The 14,227-nt window shown below is 67.3% G+C and carries 15 protein-coding genes, 1 tRNA gene and 1 pseudogene; 11 read left to right on the top strand and 6 right to left on the bottom strand.

The window, feature by feature from the left end; all coding sequences use genetic code 11:
- Nucleotides 1-44: 44 nt before the first annotated feature.
- Nucleotides 45-821, bottom strand: a complete 777-nt coding sequence (locus tag AC1DXK_RS03510) for a cobalamin-binding protein (RefSeq protein ID WP_477296883.1) — start codon at nt 819-821, stop codon at nt 45-47.
- Between the two features lie 33 nt (nt 822-854).
- Nucleotides 855-1,376 carry a DedA family protein gene (locus AC1DXK_RS03505; RefSeq protein ID WP_457105448.1) on the bottom strand — a complete coding sequence of 174 codons (522 nt, stop codon included), beginning with the start codon at nt 1,374-1,376 and terminating at the stop codon, nt 855-857.
- A 124-nt stretch (nt 1,377-1,500) separates the two neighbouring features.
- Between AC1DXK_RS03505 and pdxY the strand changes: the two genes are divergently transcribed.
- The 7 genes and pseudogenes from pdxY (at nt 1,501) to AC1DXK_RS03470 (ending at nt 9,233) form a co-directional block, all read left to right on the top strand.
- Nucleotides 1,501-2,349: a pyridoxal kinase PdxY gene (gene pdxY, locus AC1DXK_RS03500; RefSeq protein WP_477296882.1), complete on the top strand. Its 849-nt coding sequence runs from the start codon at nt 1,501-1,503 to the stop codon at nt 2,347-2,349.
- Nucleotides 2,350-2,397: 48 nt separating this feature from the next.
- Nucleotides 2,398-3,282 carry a PhzF family phenazine biosynthesis protein gene (locus AC1DXK_RS03495; protein ID WP_477296880.1) on the top strand — a complete coding sequence of 295 codons (885 nt, stop codon included), beginning with the start codon at nt 2,398-2,400 and terminating at the stop codon, nt 3,280-3,282.
- A complete protein-coding gene (locus AC1DXK_RS03490; RefSeq protein WP_477296878.1) occupies nt 3,275-3,997 on the top strand; it encodes an NUDIX hydrolase in 723 nt (240 codons plus the stop codon). Before AC1DXK_RS03495 ends, AC1DXK_RS03490 begins: the two co-directional genes overlap by 8 nt.
- A 241-nt stretch (nt 3,998-4,238) precedes the next feature.
- Nucleotides 4,239-6,509 carry a glycogen debranching protein GlgX gene (gene glgX / locus AC1DXK_RS03485; protein WP_477296876.1) on the top strand — a complete coding sequence of 757 codons (2,271 nt, stop codon included), beginning with the start codon at nt 4,239-4,241 and terminating at the stop codon, nt 6,507-6,509.
- Between the two features lie 142 nt (nt 6,510-6,651).
- Nucleotides 6,652-6,741 (top strand) — tRNA-Ser (locus AC1DXK_RS03480).
- Nucleotides 6,742-6,873: 132 nt separating this feature from the next.
- A pseudogene (locus tag AC1DXK_RS03475) lies at nt 6,874-7,425 on the top strand (tyrosine-type recombinase/integrase); the annotation flags it as partial.
- A 707-nt stretch (nt 7,426-8,132) separates the two neighbouring features.
- On the top strand, nt 8,133-9,233 hold the full coding sequence (locus tag AC1DXK_RS03470) for a GSCFA domain-containing protein (RefSeq protein ID WP_477296874.1): 1,101 nt from the start codon (nt 8,133-8,135) through the stop codon (nt 9,231-9,233).
- A 163-nt stretch (nt 9,234-9,396) separates the two neighbouring features.
- Here AC1DXK_RS03470 and AC1DXK_RS03465 read toward each other — a convergent pair whose 3' ends face one another.
- Together AC1DXK_RS03465 and AC1DXK_RS03460 are read right to left on the bottom strand one after the other, a co-directional pair.
- On the bottom strand, nt 9,397-9,570 hold the full coding sequence (locus tag AC1DXK_RS03465; protein WP_477296872.1) for a hypothetical protein: 174 nt from the start codon (nt 9,568-9,570) through the stop codon (nt 9,397-9,399).
- Between the two features lie 403 nt (nt 9,571-9,973).
- On the bottom strand, nt 9,974-10,108 hold the full coding sequence (locus AC1DXK_RS03460; protein ID WP_477296870.1) for a hypothetical protein: 135 nt from the start codon (nt 10,106-10,108) through the stop codon (nt 9,974-9,976).
- A 248-nt stretch (nt 10,109-10,356) separates the two neighbouring features.
- Here AC1DXK_RS03460 and AC1DXK_RS03455 point away from each other — a divergent pair, with 248 nt between their 5' ends.
- The 3 genes from AC1DXK_RS03455 (at nt 10,357) to AC1DXK_RS03445 (ending at nt 11,606) form a co-directional block, all read left to right on the top strand.
- Nucleotides 10,357-10,533, top strand: a complete 177-nt coding sequence (locus tag AC1DXK_RS03455) for a hypothetical protein (RefSeq protein WP_477296868.1) — start codon at nt 10,357-10,359, stop codon at nt 10,531-10,533.
- Nucleotides 10,530-11,117: a hypothetical protein gene (locus tag AC1DXK_RS03450; protein ID WP_477296866.1), complete on the top strand. Its 588-nt coding sequence runs from the start codon at nt 10,530-10,532 to the stop codon at nt 11,115-11,117. Before AC1DXK_RS03455 ends, AC1DXK_RS03450 begins: the two co-directional genes overlap by 4 nt.
- Nucleotides 11,118-11,240: 123 nt before the next feature.
- Nucleotides 11,241-11,606 carry a c-type cytochrome gene (locus AC1DXK_RS03445; RefSeq protein WP_477296864.1) on the top strand — a complete coding sequence of 122 codons (366 nt, stop codon included), beginning with the start codon at nt 11,241-11,243 and terminating at the stop codon, nt 11,604-11,606.
- A 255-nt stretch (nt 11,607-11,861) separates the two neighbouring features.
- Here the strand turns inward: AC1DXK_RS03445 and AC1DXK_RS03440 are convergent, their stop codons facing one another.
- Nucleotides 11,862-12,215: a hypothetical protein gene (locus AC1DXK_RS03440; RefSeq protein ID WP_477296862.1), complete on the bottom strand. Its 354-nt coding sequence runs from the start codon at nt 12,213-12,215 to the stop codon at nt 11,862-11,864.
- A gap of 235 nt (nt 12,216-12,450) precedes the next feature.
- Nucleotides 12,451-12,717: a hypothetical protein gene (locus AC1DXK_RS03435; protein ID WP_477296933.1), complete on the bottom strand. Its 267-nt coding sequence runs from the start codon at nt 12,715-12,717 to the stop codon at nt 12,451-12,453.
- A 155-nt stretch (nt 12,718-12,872) separates the two neighbouring features.
- On the opposite strand from AC1DXK_RS03435, the gene AC1DXK_RS03430 reads away from it, so the two are divergent.
- On the top strand, nt 12,873-14,183 hold the full coding sequence (locus tag AC1DXK_RS03430) for a nucleotide sugar dehydrogenase (RefSeq protein ID WP_477296860.1): 1,311 nt from the start codon (nt 12,873-12,875) through the stop codon (nt 14,181-14,183).
- Nucleotides 14,184-14,227: the final 44 nt, after the last annotated feature.

Genomic DNA, 14,227 nt, shown 5'->3' with positions numbered 1-14,227 from the left:
CGAGCGCCGTCCGTCACCTGCGGCGCGGCATCACCCCGGCGCCGTCACGCCAGACAGGCCCGGATCGCATCGAATCCGTCGGTGAGCGCGGCCGGGCCGGGCTGCAGGATCAGCGGCGCCTTGATCTCGTGGATGCGCCCGTCGCGCACGGCCGGAATCGAATCCCAGCCGGGCCGGGACCGGATGCGCGCGATGTTGACCCGCTTGCCGCACCAGGAGGCGAGGATCACCTCGGGCGCGGCCGCGATCACCTGCTCGGACGTGACGATCCGGTCCTTCGCGGCCGGTTGCCGGCTCAGATCCGGAAACACGTCCCGGCCGCCCGCAAAGCCGATCAGGTCCGAGACCCAGCCGATGCCGGAGATCATCGGCGCGTCCCATTCCTCGAAGTACACGCGCCGGGGCGGACGGTCCCGCGTCGCCGCTTCGGCCTGGGCCAGCCGTGCCTCGAAGCCGGCCGCCAGAACTTCGGCCGGCCCCGGCATCCCGACCAGGGCGCCGAGGGTGCGGATCATGGCGAGGCAGCCCGCCACGTCGCGCTGGTTGAACAGGTGGACCGCCACCCCCGCCCGAGCGAGGTCGGCGACGATGTCGGCCTGGAGGTCCGAGAAGGCCAGGACGAGGTCCGGCGCCAGCGCCAGGATCTTCGGGATGTCGGCGCTCGTGAAGGCCGAGACGCGGGGCTTCTCCCGGCGGACCCGCGGCGGGCGCACCGCGTAGCCCGAGACGCCGACGATCCGGTCCTCCGCGCCCAGCAGGTACAGGGTCTCGACGGTCTCCTCGGTGAGGCAGACGATCCGTTCGGGCGGGAAGCGGCGCATCAGCGGTCGCGCCGGATCATCGATCGAGCCAGATCATCGATCGAGCCACGTCAGCAGGCCGGCCCCGGGGGCCAGGAGCACGAAGGCCCAGACCAGGGCCGAGGCGACGTTGGCCACCTGGAACGGCAGCCGGGACAGGCCGAGGATGCCGGCGAAGAGCGGGACGAGGGCGCGGGCCGGGCCGAAGAACCGCCCGAGCGCCACAGCGGCGATGCCCCAGCGCCCGATGAAGGCCTCGGCCCGCGCCATGAGGTCGGGATAGCGCCGCAGCGGCCACTTGGTCTTCGCCCCCGGCCCGAACCAGCGCCCGGCCTCGTAGGAGATCCAGTCCCCCAGCGCGGCCCCGAGGGCGGCTCCCAGGACCACCGGCCAGAACGGGATGTCGGCGCCGCCCACCAGGGCGCCGATCCCGACCAGGATCACGGTCGCCGGCACGAACAGCGACAGGATCGCGATCGATTCGCAGAAGGCGAGTCCGCCCGCGATGAACGGCGTCCAGACCTTGTGCGCCTCGATGAACGCGAGGGTCGTGGTGCGCAGGGCTTCGATGTCCATGGGGCTCGGCGGGTGGGAGGAGGGTCGGTCCCATCTGAGGCGCGCGGGGGAGGGCGGCAAGGGATAGGGGTGCAGGCGGCGCGGGAACCGGCTAACCGTAGCGGGACAACGAGCGAGTCCGGCGTTGAACGTCCTGTCGATCCAGTCCCACGTCGCCTACGGCCATGTCGGCAACGCCTCCGCGGTGTTCCCGATGCAGCGGCTCGGGGTGGAGGTCTGGCCGGTCCACACGGTGCAGTTCTCCAACCACACCGGCTACGGGTCGTGGCGCGGCCCGGTCTTCGATGCGGCGATGATCCGCGACGTGGTGCAGGGCATCGGCGAGCGCGGGATGCTGCCCACCTGCGACGCGGTGCTGTCGGGCTACATGGGGTCGGCCGAGATCGGGGCCGCGATCCTGGAGGCGGTGACCGCCGTCCGCGCGGCGAACCGCCAAGCGCTCTATTGCTGCGACCCGGTGATCGGCGACGTGGAGGAGGGCGTCTACGTGCGTCCGGGCATCGAGGCATTCCTGCGCGAGCGCGCGGTGCCGGAGGCCGACATCCTCACCCCCAACCAGTTCGAACTCGGCCGCCTCACCGGTCTGCCGAGCGGCACGCTGGCCGAGGCCGCCGCGGCGATCGCGGCGCTCCAGGCCCGCGGCCCCCGGGTGGTCCTGGTCACCTCGGCGCTCTGCGCCGACACGCCCGTCGACAGTATCGACCTGCTCGCGGGCGCGGAGGGCCGGGTGTTCCGGGTCCGCACCCCGCGGCTGGACCTCGCGGTGAACGGGGCGGGCGACTGCATCGCGGCCCTGTTCCTGGTGCACTACGCCCGGACCGGCTCGGCGGAGGCGGCCCTCGGCGCGGCGGCGGCCTCGGTCTACGGGTTGCTCAAGCGCACCGCCGAGGCGGGGTCCCGGGAGATCCTGACGGTGGCCGCGCAGGACGAATTCGTGAACCCGACCGCGCGGTTTCCGGTCGAGCTGGTTTGAGAGCACTCTTTCGGACGACGTCCGGCGGGATCAAAAAGGACCGACACGATGGCGCGCCGCTTCTTCACCCTCGACGTATTCACCGAACACCGGCTCGCCGGCAATCCGCTGGCCGTGGTGCTCGACGCGGAGGGCCTCGACACGGCCGCCATGCAGGCCATCGCACGGGAATTCAACCTCTCCGAGACGGTGTTCGTGCTCCCGCCCACGGAAGCCCGGCATCGGGCACGCATGCGCATCTTCACCCCCGGTCGCGAGCTGCCGTTCGCCGGCCACCCCACGGTCGGGACCGCGGTGCTGCTGGCGCTGCAGGAACCGGCCGGGGGCGATGCTCGGGCCTTCGGGCTGGAGGAGGAGATCGGCATTGTGCCCTGCGTGGTCGAAGCCCGCGCGGACGGCAGCGGCGGCCGGGCGCGGTTCCGACTGCCGGTCCTGCCGGACTATCTCGGCCCGGGACCCGAGCCGGCGGTGCTGGCGCGGGTCCTCGGCCTGGAGCCCAGCGATATCGGCACCGGCCGGCATGGCCCGAGCCGGCATGGCGTCGGCCCGAGCTTCACCTGCGTCCCGGTCGGCACGGTGGCGGCCCTCGACGCCGCCCGGCCGGCCCAGGCACCCGACGCGAATGACGGACTCTACCTCTATGCCCCCGATCCCGAGGGCTCGGGCCGGAGCTGGCGGGTGCGGATGTTCGCACCGAATTTCGGCGTCCCGGAGGATCCCGCGACCGGCTCGGCGGCTTCCGCCTTTGCGGGGGTGCTGATGCAGTTCGAGGCGATGGGGGACGGCACCCACGACGTGGCGATCCGCCAGGGCCAGGCCATGGGCCGGCCGAGCGAGATCGCGCTGCAGCTCACGATCGAATCGGGCGCCCTGCGGGCGGTGGAGATCGGCGGCGCCGCCGTGATCGTGTCGGACGGCGCGTTGCATGTCTGACGGCGTCTCCGGCGGGTTCCGGATCACGCGGCTGACGGACGTCACGGCCCGGCTGGTGGATCACGACTGGGCCTTCCCCCGGGAGAACGCCGACGCCATCGCGGCGCATTGGCAGGCCCGGGTCGCCCGCAGCCCCGGCCTGTTCGACGGCACCGTCCTCCTGAGTTGCGACCACGCCGTCGTCGACGGGATAGCCCAGCTCGACCTGTTCGCGACGCGCTACGCGACCTTCACCTACGCCCGAGCCCGCCCGCAGGCGGACCCGCGGATCGCCAACGCCTTCGCGGCGATCGTGCCGTGGAGTGCGGACGGCGCCGTCCTGCTCGGCGCGATGGGCGCCCACACGGCCAATGCCGGCCAGCTCTACTTCCCCTGCGGCACCCCGGACCTGGACGACGTGCGCGGGGACAGCGTCGACCTCGCGGGCAGCGCCGCCCGGGAACTCACGGAGGAGACCGGCTTGGTGCTGCCGGAGGGCGCCGGGACCGCCTGGATGCTGTTGGAGGGGGAGGGCCAGCTCGCCTTCCTGCGCCCGGTGCGTTTTCCGGAGCCGGCCGCCGCGCTCGCGGCGCGGATCGAGGCGCATCTCCGCGGCGAGGCCGAGCCGGAACTGTCCGGGATGCACGTGGTGCGCGGCGCGGACGACATCGAGACCGCGCGGATGCCGGGGTTCGTGCGGGCCTATCTGGCGGAGGCGTTCGCGGCCCGATCCTGAGACGCGCGGGACCATCCTGCCGGTCGATGCCGCTTGCGAGGCCTACGCCGTGGCTTTTGCCCGCCCGGTCGTCACAGCGACGATTCTGGCCGACGCTGGCCCGGCAGCCTGACCGGACCCTGGCCCCGCCGCGCCGCACCCGTGAATTTTGCGGCATCGCGGGAGCTTCGCTGTATCCGGCACGTTCACCAGGGGCTCCCCGCCACGGCACGTGGCCGGCGGGTCGCGTTCCGGAGTTTCCATGTCCGATTCCCGACGTCCTGTATCGCAGTCCCGCGCGGCCCGCTCGCGTATCCAGGAAGGCCAACCCTACCCCCTCGGCGCCACCTGGGACGGGCTCGGCGTCAACTTCGCCCTGTTCTCGGCGCACGCCACCCGGGTCGAGCTCTGCCTGTTCGACGACCAGGGCGAGCAGGAGATCGAGCGGATCGAGCTGCCGGAGTACACGGACGAGATCTGGCACGGCTATCTGCCGGACGCCCGCCCCGGCACCATCTACGGCTACCGCGTCCACGGCCCCTACGAGCCGAAGGCCGGCCACCGGTTCAACCCCAACAAGCTGCTGATCGACCCCTACGCCAAGGGGCTCGTCGGCTCGATCACCTGGAACCCGGCCCTGTTCGGCTACCAGATGGAGACGGGCGACGACCTCACCTTCGACGAGCGGGACAGCGCCCCCTACACCCGCCGCTCGCGGGTGATCGACCCGGCCTTCACCTGGGGGCGGCACCAGAAGCCGCGGGTGCCCTGGGACAAGACCATCGTGTACGAGACCCACGTCAAGGGCATGACCAAGCTCGACCCGCGGGTGCCGGAGAAGCTGCGCGGCACCTATGCCGGCCTCGGGACCCGGGACGTGCTCGACTACATCAAGAGCCTCGGCGTCACCTCGGTGGAGCTGCTGCCGGTGCATTCCTTCGTGCAGGACGACTACCTGCAAGAGAAGGGGCTGGTGAATTACTGGGGCTACAACACGATCTCGTTCTTCACCCCCGCCCGGCGCTACGCCGCAGTGCCGGATTTCGCCTTCTCCGAGTTCAAGGAGATGGTCTCGCGCTTCCACGGCGCCGGCCTCGAGGTGATCCTCGACGTGGTCTACAACCACACCGCCGAGGGCAACGAGAAGGGTCCGACCCTGTCATTCAAGGGGGTCGACAACGCCTCCTACTACCGGCTGCTGCCCGACGAGCCGCGCTACTACATCAACGACACCGGAACCGGGAACACCTTCAACCTGTCGCATCCGCGGGTGCTGCAGTTGGTCACGGACTCGCTGCGCTACTGGGCGCAGGAGATGCAGGTGGACGGGTTCCGCTTCGACCTCGCGACGATCCTGGGCCGCGAGCCCTACGGGTTCGACGAGGGTGGCGGCTTCCTCGACACCTGCCGGCAGGATCCGGTGCTGAACAACGTCAAGCTGATCGCCGAGCCGTGGGATTGCGGTCCGGGCGGCTACCAGGTCGGTGGCTTCCCGCCCGGCTGGGCCGAGTGGAACGACCGGTTCCGCGACGATGTGCGGGCCTACTGGAAGGGCGACGGCGGCCTGCTGCCGGATCTGGCCGCGCGGATCGCCGGCTCGGCCGACAAGTTCGACAAGCGCGGGCGCAAGCCCTGGGCCTCGGTGAACTTCCTCACCGCCCATGACGGCTTCACCCTGCACGACACGGTCTCGTACAACGACAAGCACAACGACGCGAACGGCGAGGGCAACCGCGACGGCCACTCGCACAACCTCTCGTACAATTACGGGGTGGAAGGTCCCACCGACGACCCCGAGATCCGGGCGGTGCGCCTGCGCCAGATGCGCAACATGCTGGCGACGCTGTTCCTGTCGCGGGGCACGCCGATGCTGCTCGCGGGCGACGAGTTCGCCCGGACCCAGAACGGCAACAACAACGCTTATTGCCAGGACAACGAAGTCTCCTGGCTCGACTGGGGGGCGATCGGGGAGGAGCAACGCGACCTCGCCGAGTTCACCCAGCGCCTGATCATCCTGCGCAACGCCCTGCCGATCCTGAGCCGCGGCCGGTTCCTCACCGGCCAGTACGACGAGGAGTTCGGCGTCAAGGACGTGACGTGGCTGCGCCCGGACGGCAGCGAGATGGCGGGCGAGAACTGGTCGGACGGCGAGGCCCGGGCCTTCGCGGTCCAGCTCGACGGGCGTGCCCAGGCCACCGGCCTGCACCGCCGGGGCGGCGATGCGACCCTTCTGATCATGTTCAACGCCTACCACGACCTCGTGACCTTCACGCTGCCCGAGTCGGTGGGGGGCGTGGCCTGGACGCGGCTGCTCGACACGAACCTGCCCGACAGCCAGGACGTGGAGAGCTTCAAGTTCGGCACCGGCTACGCCGTGACAGGCCGCTCGCTGCTGATGTTCGTGCTGAAGCCCGAGGACAGCCCCGGGACCGAGGACAACGCCATGGAGCGCTCCTACCAGCACGTGATGCAAGCCTTCGAGCGGGCGAACGTGGAGCATGTCCGCTTCCACCTGGACGACGCCGAGGGGTAAGGGACGCGGCCGGGCGGTTTTCTCAACCCCCGGCCGTCTGCGCCTTGCGCCGGACGGCGCACCCGGCTAACAGCACGGCACTGCGCGGCCCTGGCTGCGTCCGGCGTCCCCACGGGCGCGCCCGGACGCCCGGTTCGCGGCCGGAGGGGTGGCCGAGTGGTTGAAGGCGCACGCCTGGAAAGTGTGTATACGGGAAACCGTATCGCGGGTTCGAATCCCGCTCCCTCCGCCAGTTACCTGTCCGTAACAGTCCGCTAAATCACTCAAATCTCTAGATAATCCGCAACCCGCTGTCCGCAGCGGGCCGCTGGCATTCGCCCAAATCCGCGTTAATGATGTGGATAGCGTCATGGGTGCGAATGCCATGCAGGGTAAGCTGACCGCGTTGGGCGTAGCCCGTCTGAAGACCCCCGGCCTGTACGGGGACGGCGGTGGCCTCTGGCTTCAGGTGTCCGGCAAGGGCGGGAAGAGCTGGGTCTTCCGGTACACCCTGAAGGGCAAGTCCCGGGAAATGGGGCTTGGCTCGGTCAACACGTTCTCGTTGGCCGAGGCGCGCGATAAGGCGCTGACCTGCCGGAAGCTCTGCTACGAGGGCATCGACCCGATCGAGATGCGGCGCGGACAGCGCCAGGACGCCGCCGTGGAGGCCGCGAAGGCGATCACCTTCCGAACCTGCGCCGAGAAGTACATCGAGGCCCACAAGGCCGGCTGGCGCAACGACAAGCACGCGGCGCAGTGGACCGCGACGCTGGACACCTACGCCCACCCAGTTTTCGGCGATCTGCCCGTGCAGGCGGTCGACACTGGCTTGGTGATGCGGGCGCTGGAGCCGATCTGGTCCGCAAAGCCCGAGACGGCGACGCGGGTGAGGGGGCGGATCGAGTCCGTCCTCGATTGGGCTGCAACCCGGGGCTACCTTCTCCAGCCCGGGAGCGACTGCGCCATGAGGTGGCCGAGGCTCCGGCGCACCGACGACGAGTTGCGCGCGCTTGCGGTGGAGATGACGTGGCTTGTTCAGGTGGCCTGCGCGGGTGAGCCTGAGAGCGAGCACGACGCGATCACTGAGGCTGCCCTACTGGTGGTCTACCAAGCGAGCGGCTGCGGTCGTCTGAGCGGGAGCGGTTGGCGCAGCACCTGGAGGACTATGCCGGCCTGAACGCCCAGCGGGCGCTGATGATGGCGGAGCCGGCAGGGCGGGCATAGCGCATCCCGGCAGAATAGCCGCTGGCGCGGCGGTGCTGAGCCACTGAGCCTACGCGATGGCGGCCAACAGCGGGCAGGCGTGAGGGGCGCTCCCACTCTTCGCCTGTGAGCAGATCGGGGCGGGGCCGAACGAACTGCTGGTTAAGATTCTGGCTCTACCGCGACCGGCAGGGTCAGGAATGGAGCGTGCCGGTCTAGGAGTTCGCGGCTCGGGCGCGCTAATTCACGTTCCCGAGGCGGGCCTGGAACCGCTGCGCAGCCCTTCTCGTCAATTGAGTGTGCAGTGCACTGCCGGCCACGGACAAAGCACCTAATCAGCATGCGGTGTCGGCATTAACCGATTGAGTTGCCATACTCGCGACTAAATCGAGAAGCAGGCTTTGTCAAAATTCTCGCGATGCTATCAGTGGTTTTCGACCAATGCGTTATGAAGGTGTCAAGGTTTGGGAAAAGCTACTCCGAGAGAAGGAGCGGTCATGGGCAAATGACGTTGAGCGATTTGCAGAAGCTCCGCTTTCCATAACTCACGAACCAAAGTTTACCATTGACCCAAATGCAAACTTTTTTTGCATTGGATCTTGTTTCGCGCGCAACGTCGAAGAATATTTGATTTACAATGGCGTTAAGGTCTCTAGTCGCAGGCTGCGTGCTGTTAAAGAGGAGTCTCCGACGCGCTGTCCAAACGGATTAGTAAATAAGTTCACTACAGCGTCGATGCTGAATGAGCTTCGATGGGCAGCTAATCCTCCTAAAGACTTGGACATTCTTTTTACTCGTGCTTCGGAAACAACCGTTGACGACTTGCAATTGCACCCCGGGATAAAATCTGTACCCCTAGAGCGCGCTCGTGAAAGACGACGCGATCTCATAGAAAATTATTTTCAGCAGGCATTTCACGCGGATGTGGTGGTACTGACACTTGGCCTGGACGAGGCATGGTTTGATGCGGAGTCCGGCATCCATTTAAACGCGACGCCTTCGATGTGGGCGTGTCGACGTTCGCCAAGTCGCTACTTTCTGGATGTGCTTGACAGCAATGAAAACCTGTCCGCGCTCCACGAAATCCGCTCGATACTAAAAACAAAGAATTCGAATGTCAAAATTATTGTAACTGTCTCGCCAGTCCCATTGGGTCATTCGTCGAGCGTTCGCGATGTTGCAGTTGCGAGCTCTCGGTCAAAGGCAGCACTTCGCTCCGCAGCTCAGTCATTTGCTGATGCTTATGACGATGTGGATTATTTTCCATCCTACGAAATGGTCATGTTTGCGCCGAGGTCCCTCGCCTTCGACCCTGACTGCTTACACGTAAGCGATCTAACGGTGGGTTCCGTGATAAGGAACTTCATCAAACTGTACATGGGAAGAGAGTGCGTTCAGGACCATGGTTTCATCGATGCCCACTATATGGAAGCTAACCCAGATGTAGCTGAAGCGGTCTGGGCCGGGCATTTCGAGAGCGGATATCATCATTGGATACAGCATGGTCGTGCCGAAGGTAGGTCGCTCAAGCTGGGGACTTGAGTATGAGCTAAAATTGCTTCCCTTCGTCAAAAGTATCGGCTCTGTTTATTAATGCGCTGCTGTTTTGCGATAGCTATCAGAGCGGATCGCAAAACAGCATAGGAAATCAGCATTTCGGGTACATTCGATTTAATCATGCACGGTCGAAGTATCGAATGCTGATCTATGCGCTACCCTGCGCCCGCTGATGCTCCACCTCATCCTCGGATGCGTGCTGCTTCTTCGTGGCGATCAGCAGGTCGAGCCAGGCGATGGCCAACTCGTGCGTCTCCATGGACCGGACGTCCCCGAGGCACTGCCCGATCTGCCAGCGGTGCCAGGAGCGCACGTCGGACACTTCACTACCACATCCAAGTCATCCACCGAGAACGTGCGCCCCGTGCTGCGCGCCTGTAGCATCCGCTCGGCCAGCTTTGTCGCGAGGCTGAGGACATCGCCCACGCCGAGGGGCTGAGCGTTGTCGCTCATTTCTGATAGCTCTCCGCCTTCAGGTCCTCGGTGAGCCAAGCCGTTAACGCGCATCCAACAACCACGCCGCTCCCATCATCGCGCCTCCACCGATTACCAAGGCGACCACGAGGTAGCGGTGAAAGCGATCGGAGAGGTCGGTGGGCATGGTAGCGGCCTATTTGAGCGGCGCTCCTGATGGCCGAGAACTGAGACTCGCCGCTACATCAAAACTTAACAGTTCGTAAATTCAGACTTCGCGTGGTTCAGAGGTCACAGCGTCATCAGCCGCCCTATGACCGCTTCGCCTTCAGAGCTTCCTCTACGAGGCGGCGGATGGCTTCGGAGCGAGAGGGCTTGTCGGGCTGTGCCTCGCGCCAGCCATCAATGCCGTCGCGCAGGCCGTCCGACATACGGAAGCCGTACATCGGATCGCGTCCTGTCGCCGGGCGACCGCGCTTTTTTGGTTCAGCCATAATTGACAGGAGCATGTTTTGGGTTTAGCAGAAAAGGCGAGCCGGAGCAAGGCTGGAACCCTCGCTCACGGCTCTAACCACCAACCGCACCAGGAGTGCTGTTCATGGCTATCCACCACCCTACACCGCCCCTCGGCGGCGGTGAACGCCCGCGCTTGCCTTCAGCACAGGTAGGACCGGTTACACAGGCCATTCGCGCGATGCGGGCGGCTGACCCCTTCGAGGTCGATCCCGAGTTGCGCGCCATCCGCGACACCGCCGAGCGCATGATCGCCGACAGCCGGGCGGCACGGTTTCGGGCTATTCAGAGCCTGCGCCGGGCCAATGCAGCCCTGCGCTCCGCCCGGGCGACGCTCGTGGTAGGAGGCCGCGCATGAACAGCCCAGCCAACCGCCGCGGTTTCCTTCGCGGCCTCACCACACTCCCGCTGATCGGTGGAGGCGTGACCCTAATCGGCGCACCATCCGCTGTCGCCGAGCCCGTCACGTCCGAGCTGCTCGACAGCTACGACGCATGGTTGTTCTACGAGCGCCGGTACCTGCGGTTTCAGCGCTATGCCGGGGCCGACAAGGATCTCGGGTACGACCGCCGCTTCGTCATCATGGACACCGAGTCGGGGAAGCGCTTCGATTGGCTTGCTGTCGACAACGCTGGGGGCACCTTTCACAACCAGCACCCCCATCCGACGGATCGGGCCGCTCTCGTCCTGAGCGCGGTCGGGCGCCCGACGCGCCGCGGCAGGCGATTTCGTGCGCGTCGCCGCACACGTTCACAGGCCGAGCCTCATTCTCCGGCGCCGGGCGGATTAGGGCGCCTCGGCGTACGTCAATATCCCGACACGCCAAGCTTGAACGCACGCTCTGTTCCGCCGTGCTCCGATCCCGCGTCTCAGCCCGGGAGACGGCGCGCGCCGCAAGGTGTCTTCGGACGGCGGACGAACCGCGACGGAAGCATGGCATGAAGTTCGGCAGGACCGCCTGATGCAACGGTTAAGGAGATCCGGGCTGGCACCCTGATGTCCCGCCGCGATCGGGCGCCTGATCCGGGAAATGCGCCCAATTATCCTTTGTATCGAGGTTTACACATGCGTCTGCTCGCATTCGGTGCCGTCCTTGCCGTTCTCATGCCTCTCGCGGCGCAGGCCCAGGAGGCCGGAGATGCGGCTGCGGGCGAGAAGGCGTTCGCCCCCTGCAAGGCGTGCCACAACTTCCAGAAGAATGGCGTCGGTCCCGACCTGAAGGGCGTGGTCGGCCGCAAGGCGGGCACCTACGAGGGCTATAACTACTCGGCGGCCTTGAAGAATTCCGGCCTCACCTGGGATGAGGCCAACCTGCATGAGTGGCTGAAGAACCCGAAGGCGAAGGTCCCGGGCAACAAGATGATCTTCCAGGGGATCACCGATGACAAGAAGATCAATGACGTGATCGCCTACCTCAAAACTCAATCTTAAATCGGCCCAATCTCGGAGCAGGCAAGAAAAACATTCGCCCTATTGTTGTAGACTCGAACCCCGCTCGGCTTAGCCGCGGCGGGGCTTTCCTCATGTTTTTACACTCTTGACGTGATAATAGAACTCGATTGTCATCGCGAGATCTTCCGATTGCGCGCGGTTTGCTTATTGTAGCAGCGGTCGCTCGGCGTAACGCACCGGGCGTCAACAACCTTCAGCCCCGCCGGCACTCGCCGCGCGGGGCTTTTTCGTGGCTCAGCGGCCGCTGCCGGAGGACAGGCTGGAACCCACGCTGCCGGAGAGCTGACTCGGCGTCCCGAGCTGGGTGCCGTTCGGATTGCTGTCCAGGCTGAGATCGGGCGACATGAGGCCCCCGGGCGCAGGATTCGTCGACTGAGCCGGCTCGAAGGCCTGCCGGCCGCCGGCCAGCGGAACGATGACGCGATCCGGTCGGATCGTCGTCTCGCAGAGCCCCTGGCAGATCGGAACCGTGAGGTCGGTCTCCTGGCAGATCGCCTTCATCTCGCCGCGGATGCAGGTGCAGCGGCACAGCGCCGAGGCGGGGGCCGGCAGCGCCAGCAGGGCGACGGCGAGCATGAACAGGCGCATGTTGGTCGACCTCGTTGCCCACGACAGGGCGATCGGGGCTCATAGCACGTCGCGTCCCGGAGCCCGAACGCGGCGGCGGCCTCACCTGCCAGGTCCGGCGCCACCGTACCCGTCGTGGGGGCAATCCATCGCCCGGTCTGAACGCCAAGATGCCGGTGGCGTCCGCCGGTCGCCTGGGCGCTGGGACGGACCACAGCACCGCGGAGCGGACGCGTGCCCGGATCCCCCTGGGCGGTCAGAGTGCCGGTGCGTCCGCCTCGCGGATGATGCGCACCGGCCGGAACGCCCGGGCCGCCACTTCGGCCTCGACCCAGGCGCGGGCCGCGGCGGCCGCGGGGTGATCGGCGAAGGCGGCGGGGCGCGGCGGCCATTCCGAGCCGGACTGGACGACGTAGCCGCGCATGCCCGCGGCGCAGGGGCCGATATAGCCGAACACCTTGCCGGTCCCGTCCACGAGGTCGGTGCAGCGGACCGGGCCTTCGGTCCAGCGGAGGTCAGGCATCGTCACGCCCCCTATGCGCGATCCGGGTCGGCCGGTTCACAGCCCGCCGCGACCGACAGCACCCGCATCGAGTCGACGCCGGCGCGGACCGCCCCTATACGCGCCGGGCGGCCGGGTCGTCATCGGCGCCTTCCGAGCCCGCAGAGGGATCCGGCGTGGCAGACGGCTTGGCAGATGGCTTGGCGGACAGCGTGGCGATCGTCGGCCTCGGCTATGTCGGACTCCCCCTCGCCCTGGCCTTCGGCCGGACACGGACCACGATCGGCTACGACCACGCGGCCGACAAGGTGGCGGCCTACCGGGCCGGGCGGGACCCGGCCGGAGAGATCGACCCAGAAGCGTTCCGGGCCGCCGCACACCTCGCGATCACCGACGACCCGACCGCGCTGGGCGCGGCGGACGTGATCGTCGTCACGGTCCCGACCCCGGTCGATACGGCCCAGAGCCCCGATTTCGCGCTGCTGGTCCGGGCCTCGGACCTCGTCGGGCGGCACATGCGGCCCGGCGCGACCGTGGTGTTCGAATCCACCGTCTATCCCGGCGCCACCGAGGAGGTCTGCATCCCGGTCCTGGAGCGGGCCTCGGGCCTGCGCTGGAAGACGGAGTTCTCCGTCGGCTACTCGCCGGAGCGGATCAATCCGGGCGACCGGGAGCACAGCCTCGCCAAGGTGGTGAAGATCGTCGCCGGCGACACGCCCCAAACCCTGGACCGGCTGAAGGCCCTCTACGGGTCGATCATCGAGGCGGGCCTGCACGCCGCCTCGTCCATCCGGGTGGCGGAGGCCGCCAAGGTCATCGAGAACACTCAGCGCGACCTGAACATCGCGCTAATGAACGAGTTGTCGCTGATCTTCGACAAGCTCGACCTCGACACGCAGGAGGTGCTCGCGGCGGCGGGGACCAAGTGGAACTTCCTGCCGTTCCGCCCCGGTCTGGTCGGCGGCCACTGCATCGGCGTGGATCCCTACTACCTGACCCACAAGGCCGCGATGATCGGCTATCATCCCCAGGTGATCCTGGCCGGGCGGCGCATCAACGACAGCATGGCCGCCCACGTGGCCCGCAGCACGGTGAAGCGGATCGTCCGGCGGGGCGGCAACACCGGGCGGGCGCGGGTGATCGTCCTCGGCCTGACCTTCAAGGAGAACTGCGCGGACCTACGCAACTCGAAGGTCGCCGACCTCGTGCGGGAGCTGGAGGAATTCGGCTGCGCCGTGTCGGTCCACGATCCCCGCGCCGGCAAGACCGAGGCCCGGGCTGAGTACGGCATCGCCCTCCTCGACTGGGCCGACCTGCCCGCCGACGCGGAGGCGGCCGTGATCGCGGTCCCGCACCGGGATTATGCCCGGCTCGGGCCGGAGGCGATCGCCGCCCGGGTGAAGCCCGGCGGCCTGATCGTTGACGTGACGGCGCTCTACGCGAAGGCGGCGTTCGAACGGCTGGGCTACGAGGTCTGGCGGCTGTGACGGCCGGGCCGCCGGCCAGAGGAGCGGCAGGGACGACGATCATC

This window comes from Methylobacterium sp. P3_A11 (assembly GCF_056403155.1).
This window is presented reverse-complemented; position numbering and strand designations above follow the sequence as displayed.

Coding starts and splice junctions, on each gene's coding strand:
- AC1DXK_RS03510 (WP_477296883.1), bottom strand. CDS start 821: ATGCGCCGCTTCCCGCCCGAACGGATCGTCTGCCTCACCGAGGAGACC.
- AC1DXK_RS03505 (WP_457105448.1), bottom strand. CDS start 1,376: ATGGACATCGAAGCCCTGCGCACCACGACCCTCGCGTTCATCGAGGCG.
- AC1DXK_RS03495 (WP_477296880.1), top strand. CDS start 2,398: ATGGCGCGCCGCTTCTTCACCCTCGACGTATTCACCGAACACCGGCTC.
- AC1DXK_RS03490 (WP_477296878.1), top strand. CDS start 3,275: ATGTCTGACGGCGTCTCCGGCGGGTTCCGGATCACGCGGCTGACGGAC.
- glgX (WP_477296876.1), top strand. CDS start 4,239: ATGTCCGATTCCCGACGTCCTGTATCGCAGTCCCGCGCGGCCCGCTCG.
- AC1DXK_RS03470 (WP_477296874.1), top strand. CDS start 8,133: ATGCGTTATGAAGGTGTCAAGGTTTGGGAAAAGCTACTCCGAGAGAAG.
- AC1DXK_RS03460 (WP_477296870.1), bottom strand. CDS start 10,108: ATGTACGGCTTCCGTATGTCGGACGGCCTGCGCGACGGCATTGATGGC.
- AC1DXK_RS03455 (WP_477296868.1), top strand. CDS start 10,357: ATGCGGGCGGCTGACCCCTTCGAGGTCGATCCCGAGTTGCGCGCCATC.
- AC1DXK_RS03450 (WP_477296866.1), top strand. CDS start 10,530: ATGAACAGCCCAGCCAACCGCCGCGGTTTCCTTCGCGGCCTCACCACA.
- AC1DXK_RS03445 (WP_477296864.1), top strand. CDS start 11,241: ATGCGTCTGCTCGCATTCGGTGCCGTCCTTGCCGTTCTCATGCCTCTC.
- AC1DXK_RS03440 (WP_477296862.1), bottom strand. CDS start 12,215: ATGCGCCTGTTCATGCTCGCCGTCGCCCTGCTGGCGCTGCCGGCCCCC.
- AC1DXK_RS03435 (WP_477296933.1), bottom strand. CDS start 12,717: ATGCCTGACCTCCGCTGGACCGAAGGCCCGGTCCGCTGCACCGACCTC.